Below are 6,128 nucleotides of genomic sequence, written 5' to 3'. Positions count from 1 at the left end.
GTTTCCGCAATGCTCGCCGAACTCGACGACGAGTGGCTGACCGGCAAGGTCTATCTCAACTTCAACCTGTAACCCGGTTGTCATGACCACCCAACCGGAAATTTACAGAAAAGAGGTTGCACAATCCCTGAATTTCCAGGAAGTCGATGATGCGCTCGACCACCTCGCGGTGCGCGACCTCCTCCCGCTCGGCCGGGCCGATGCGCAGCGCCTGCAAAAACAGGTTGCTCTTCATGCGCAGGTTGCGGCCGGTCATGATGTTGTCGAGCACGCTCATGCCCTTGAACAGCGCCAGGTTCTGAAAGGTGCGCGCGATGCCCATCTCCGCCACCTGGCGCGAGTTCATGTGCTTGAAGGTCTGGCCGCGGAAGGTGATGGAGCCTTCCTGCGGCGTGTAGACACCGTTGATGCAGTTGAGCATCGAGCTCTTGCCCGCGCCGTTGGGGCCGATGATGGCGCGGATCTCGTGCTCCTTGACGTTGAACGAGATGTCGGTCAGCGCCTTGACGCCGCCGAATCGCAGGCTGATGTTGCGGACGTCGAGGATGACGTCACCGACGTGTTTGTGGGCCATGGGGCATCCTGGGAATCGAAGGTCGGTTTCAGGCCGCCGCTTTCACGGGGGCAAAGGTCTTGGCATCCACGATGCGCAGCGTGGCGCTGATCTGGCCCGTGCGGCCGTCCTCGAACTTGACCTGGGTCTCGATGTATTGCTCGGTTTTGCCGCCGTAGAGCGCATCGACCAGCACCGCGTACTTCTCGCCGATGAAGCCGCGCCGCACCTTGTTGGTGCGCGTGAGCTCGCCGTCGTCGGCGTCGAGCTCTTTGTGCAGGATCAGGAAGCGGTGGATCTGGCTGCCCGAGAGCATCTGGTCGCGGCTGAGGTCGGCGTTGACCTTCTCGACGCACTCCTGGATCAGGGCGTAGACCTCGGGCTTGCCGGCCAGGTCGGTGTAGCCGGCGTAGGGCAGGCCACGGCGCTCGGCCCAGTTGCCCACGGCGTCGAAGTCGATGTTGATCATGGCGCAGACCTTGTCGCGCCCGTCGCCAAAGGCCACCGCCTCTTTGATGTACGAGAAAAACTTGAGCTTGTTCTCGACGTATTTGGGCGCAAACATGGCGCCGTCGTTGGGGCCGCCCTTGAGGCGGCCGACGTCTTTGACCCGGTCGATGATCTTGAGGTGGCCGCTGGCGTCGATGAAGCCCGCGTCGCTGGTGTGGTACCAGCCGTCGGCGTCCAGCACCTCGGCGGTGGCCTTGGGGTTTTTGTAGTACTCCTTGAGCAGCCCCGGCGAGCGCACCAGGATTTCCCCCGCGTCGGAGAGCTTGATTTCCACGCCCTCGCAGGGCACGCCCACGGTGTCGGCGCGCACCTCGTGATCGGGCTGCAGGCAGACGAAGACCGCGGTTTCGGTGGAGCCGTAGAGCTGCTTGAGGTTGATGCCGATCGAGCGGTAGAAGGTGAACAGGTCCGGGCCGATGGCCTCGCCAGCGGTGTAGGCCACCCGCACGCGCGAAAAGCCCAGGGTGTTGCGCAGCGGCCCATAGACCAGCACATCGCCCAGGGCGTAGAGCAGCCGATCGAGCAGCCCCACCGGCTTGCCGTCCATGAGCTGCGGGCCGACGCGGCGGGCCACCTCCATGAAGGTGTGGAACATTTTGCGCTTGAGTGCGCCTGCGTCTTCCATGCGGATCATGACGCTGGTCAGCAGCCCCTCGAACACGCGCGGCGGTGCAAAGTAGTAGGTCGGCCCGATTTCCTTGAGGTCGATCATGACCGTCGAGGACGACTCGGGGCAGTTGACCACGTAGCCGCATGCCAGCCACTGGGCGTAGCTGAAGATGTTTTGCCCAATCCACGCCGGCGGCAGGTAGGCCAGCACCTCCTCGCGCTCGGTGAGCTTGTCGAACTTGGCGCCCACTTCGGCGCGGTTGAGCAGTGTGTAGTGGGTGTGCACCACCCCCTTGGGGTTGCCGGTGGTGCCGGAGGTGAAGAACATCGCCGCCACGTCGTCCGGGTTGGCCTTGTCCACCTCCTCCTGGAAAAAGTCGGGGTGTTCTTGGCAAAACACGGCGCCGGCGGCCTCGACCTCTTTGAGGCCGGCCAGGCCCGGCTCGTCGTAGTTGCGCAGGCCGCGCGGGTCGTCAAACAAAATGTGCTCGAGCTGCGGGCACTGCGGCCGGATTTCGAGCATTTTGTCGACCTGCTCCTGGTCTTCGACGACGGCAAAGCGCACGTCGGCGTTGTTGATGGGGAAGACGCACTCCGCCGCCACCGCGTCCTGGTACAGCGGCACGGGAATGGCGCCCAGCGCCTGCGTGGCGAGCATGGTGGCGTACAGGCTGGGGCGGTTGGCGCCGATGACCACCAGGTGTTCGCCGCGGCGCAGGCCAAGCTGGTGCAGACCGCCGGCGATGTGGCGCACCCGCTCCAGCATCTGGCGCCAGGTGGTGGTTTGCCAAATGCCGTATTCCTTCTCCCGCATGGCGGGGGCGTCGGGGCGCGCGCTGGCGTGCTGGATGAGCAGGCGGGGGAACGTCGTGCGCATGGAATCTCCTCTGCCGCGGCGGCCGCGTGGTCACCGGCTTGCCGCATCGTTGAACACACTGTAGGTCAGCATTTGACGCTATGTTGTCCGTCGGTTGACAATTTAGGGCTTGCCCTGCCTAGGACTTTCCCTAGGGGGGTGTGCGGGTGTGCGGCGGCGATGCCAAGAATGGAGGCGCCCCGGCAGGGAGTGAGAGGGACCCCGTGAGCCAAGCCAACCGATTGCGACAGCGCGCACGCGCCTTGAGCACCGCCGAACTCGACAGCATCCCATGGATGGCCCGGCTGGAGTCCTCGGCCCGCGAGCGGGCCGCCGCGGCCCTGGTGGTCAGCGAGGCCGAGCCGGGCGACTACATCTGCCGCGTGGGCCGCCCGGTGACGTATTGGTTTGGGCTCATCGATGGGCTGCTCAAGATGAGCAACGATGACAGCCAGGGGCCGATCATGACGTTTACCGGGGTGGCGCCCGGCGGCTGGTTTGGCGAGGGCACCGCGCTCAAGCGCGAAACCTACCGCTACAACATCCAGGCCCTGCGCCGCAGCCTGGTGGCCGGGCTGCCGGTGGAGACCTTTCACTGGCTGCTGGACCATTCGATCGGGTTCAACCGCTTCGTGATGAACCAGCTCAACGAGCGGCTGGGGCAGTTCATCGCCGCGCGCGAGATCGACCGCATTTCCGACCCCGACGTGCGCGTGGCGCGCAGCCTGGCCAATTTGTTCCATCCGGGCTTGTTCCCCGGGGTGGGGGAGGTGTTGCGCATCACCCAACAGGAGCTGGCCTACCTGGTCGGCTTGTCGCGCCAGCGCGTCAACCAGGCGCTGGCGCGCTGGGAGCGCGCGGGCGCGATCCGCGTGGAGTACGGCGGCTTGCGGGTGATCGATCTGGACACGCTGCGCAGCGCCGGCCGCCACGGCCTGTGAGGGGGCGGCGGCGGCGCCCACGGGCCAGGCGCTACAGTTGCGCCATGACCATCCGTTTGAACAAGCGATTGGCCGAGTTGGGGTTGTGCTCGCGCCGCGAGGCCGACGACTGGATTGCGCGTGGCTGGGTGCGTGTCAACGGACAGCCGGCCGTGCTCGGGCAGCTCGTGGCGGCGGCCGACCGCGTCGAGGTCGCGGCCCCGGCGCGCGCCCAGCAGCGCCAGCAGGTCACCATCCTGCTGCACAAGCCGGTGGGCTATGTCAGTGGCCAGCCCGAAGATGGCCACCCCAGCGCGGCCACGCTGATCCGGCCGCAGACGCGCTGGCGCGAGGACCGCTCGCCGCGCCGCTTCGAGCCGGCGCATGCCCGTGGGCTGGCCCCGGCGGGGCGGCTCGACATCGACTCCACCGGCTTGCTCGTGCTCACGCAGGACGGGCGCGTGGCCAAGGCCATCGTGGGCGAGCACACGAGCGTGGACAAGGAGTACTTGGTGCGCGTGCAGTGGGCGCCGCATGGGCCCCGTGGTCCCGGCGTGGTGGCGCGCGACGTGCAGAGCGTCTTGCCTGCCGACCGCCTGGCCCGGCTGCGCCACGGGCTGGTGCTCGATGGTGTGCCGCTGCGGCCGGCGCAGGTGGAATGGGTCAATCCGGAGCAGCTGCGCTTCGTCCTGCGCGAGGGGCGCAAGCGGCAAATCCGCCGCATGTGCGAGTGCGTGGGCTTGCACGTGGTGGGCCTCAAGCGCGTGCGCATTGGCCGCGTGGCGTTGGGCGCATTGCCGCCCGGCCAGTGGCGCTACCTGGGCGAGCACGAGCGCTTTTGAACGGGCGCCTTTGACACGGGCGGGAGCACCCGCCGCCTTGAAATCCGCCGCCCCGCCCCCAACTGCTGCGCGCTGCGTGGCCACAGGCGCCACGCCATGCGCCCGGACGTGGTGAATCGGTTGTTGTTTTTTCTTTCTGCCCCATGAGCAAGCACACCCATGCGTTTCAGGCCGAAGTGGCCCGGCTGTTGCACCTGGTCACGCACTCGCTGTATTCCAACCCGGACATCTTTTTGCGCGAGCTGATCTCCAACGCCTCCGACGCCTGCGACAAGCTGCGCTTCGAGGCGCTGGCCGACCCCTCGCTCTACGAGGATGCGCCCAACCTGGAGATCCGCGTCACCTTCGACAAGGCGGCCAAGACCATCACCATCACCGACAACGGCATCGGCATGAGCGAGGCCGAGGCGATCGAGCACCTGGGCACGATCGCCAAGAGCGGCACGCGCGACTTTTTGCAGCGCCTCAGCGGCGACCAAAAGCAAGACGCGCAGCTCATCGGCCAGTTTGGCGTGGGCTTTTACTCGGGCTTCATCGTGGCCGAGCGCATCACCGTCGAGAGCCGCCGCGCCGGCCTGCCGCCCGAGCAGGGCGTGCGCTGGAGCAGCGACGGCAGCGGTGCCTTCGACACCGAGACGATCACCCGCGCGGCGCGCGGCACCAGCGTCATCCTGCACCTGCGCGACGACGCCAGCGAATACCTCAACCGCTGGAAGCTCAAGTCCATCATCGGCAAGTACTCCGACCACATCAGCCTGCCCATCCTCATGCCCCAAGAGGCGTGGGACAAGGACAAGGGCGAGTACGTGCTCCGGGACGAGTGGGAGCAGGTCAACGCCGCCAGCGCCCTGTGGACGCGGCCCAAGAAGGACATCAGCGCCGAGCAGTACATCGAGTTTTACAAAAACCTCAGCTACGACAGCGAGGCCCCGCTGGCCTGGAGCCACAACCGGGTGGAGGGCAGCACCGAGTACACGCAGCTGCTCTACATCCCCGCCAAGGCGCCGTTTGACCTGTGGAACCGCGACAAGCGCGGCGGCGTCAAGCTCTATGTCAAGCGCGTCTTCATCATGGACGACGCCGAATCGCTCATGCCCGCCTACCTGCGCTGGGTCAAGGGCGTGATCGACTCGGCCGACCTGCCGCTCAACGTCAGCCGCGAGTTGCTGCAGGAAAGCCGCGACGTCAAAGCCATCCGCGACGGCAACACGCGCCGCGTGCTGTCGATGCTGGAGGACCTGGCCGCTAAAGACCGCCTGCCCGAGGGCGAGGCGTGGGAGGCGCTGTCCGACGACGACAAGGCGCGGGCGCAGGAAGAGGCGGGCCGCTACACGCGCTTTTGGGCCGAGTTCGGCGCCGTGCTCAAAGAGGGCCTGGGCGAAGACATGGCCAACCGCGAACGCATCGCGCGGCTGCTGCGTTTTGCCAGCACGCGCAGCGACACGCCCAGCGTCAGCCTGGCCGACTACAAGGCGCGCATGAAGGACGGCCAAAAGGCGATTTACTACCTGACGGCCGACACGCTGGCGGCGGCCAAAAACAGCCCGCAGTTGGAGGTGTTTCGGCAAAAGGGGATCGAGGTCCTGCTCATGACCGACCGCGTGGACGAGTGGGCGATGTCGTTCCTGCACGAGTTCGACGGCGTGCCGCTGCGCAGTGTGGCCAAGGGCGCCGTGGACCTGGGCGAGTTGCAGGACGAGGCGGAGAAAAAGGATTGTGCAACCTCTTTTCTGTAAATTTCCGGTTGGGTGGTCATGACAACCGGGTTACAGGTTGAAGTTGAGATAGACCTTGCCGGTCAGCCACTCGTCGTCGAGTTCGGCGAGCATTGCGGAAAC

The 6,128-nt window shown here is 66.2% G+C and carries 3 protein-coding genes and 2 pseudogenes; 3 read left to right on the top strand and 2 right to left on the bottom strand.

Going from position 1 to position 6,128, the window contains the following annotated elements; translation table 11 throughout:
- Window positions 1-127 precede the first annotated feature (127 nt).
- Together Tther_RS12620 and Tther_RS12615 are read right to left on the bottom strand one after the other, a co-directional pair.
- Window positions 128-574: pseudogene (locus Tther_RS12620) on the bottom strand (ATP-binding cassette domain-containing protein); the annotation flags it as partial.
- Between the two features lie 28 nt (window positions 575-602).
- Window positions 603-2,549: an AMP-dependent synthetase/ligase gene (locus Tther_RS12615; RefSeq protein ID WP_143904416.1), complete on the bottom strand. Its 1,947-nt coding sequence runs from the start codon at window positions 2,547-2,549 to the stop codon at window positions 603-605.
- A 203-nt stretch (window positions 2,550-2,752) separates the two neighbouring features.
- On the opposite strand from Tther_RS12615, the gene Tther_RS12610 reads away from it, so the two are divergent.
- From Tther_RS12610 to htpG, 3 genes and pseudogenes are all read left to right on the top strand, one after another.
- Window positions 2,753-3,469 (top strand): Crp/Fnr family transcriptional regulator, encoded by a 717-nt coding sequence (locus Tther_RS12610; protein ID WP_246099048.1) that lies wholly within the window; start codon window positions 2,753-2,755, stop codon window positions 3,467-3,469.
- Between the two features lie 44 nt (window positions 3,470-3,513).
- Window positions 3,514-4,290: a pseudouridine synthase gene (locus Tther_RS12605; protein WP_143904414.1), complete on the top strand. Its 777-nt coding sequence runs from the start codon at window positions 3,514-3,516 to the stop codon at window positions 4,288-4,290.
- Window positions 4,291-4,433: 143 nt separating this feature from the next.
- A pseudogene (htpG, locus tag Tther_RS12600) lies at window positions 4,434-6,002 on the top strand (molecular chaperone HtpG); the annotation flags it as partial.
- Window positions 6,003-6,128: the final 126 nt, after the last annotated feature.

This window comes from Tepidimonas thermarum (genome assembly GCF_007556705.1).
Classification (GTDB): Bacteria; Pseudomonadota; Gammaproteobacteria; order Burkholderiales; family Burkholderiaceae_C; genus Tepidimonas; species Tepidimonas thermarum.
Note: the sequence above shows the minus strand (reverse complement) of the source record. Positions and strands in the feature narration are given on the sequence as shown.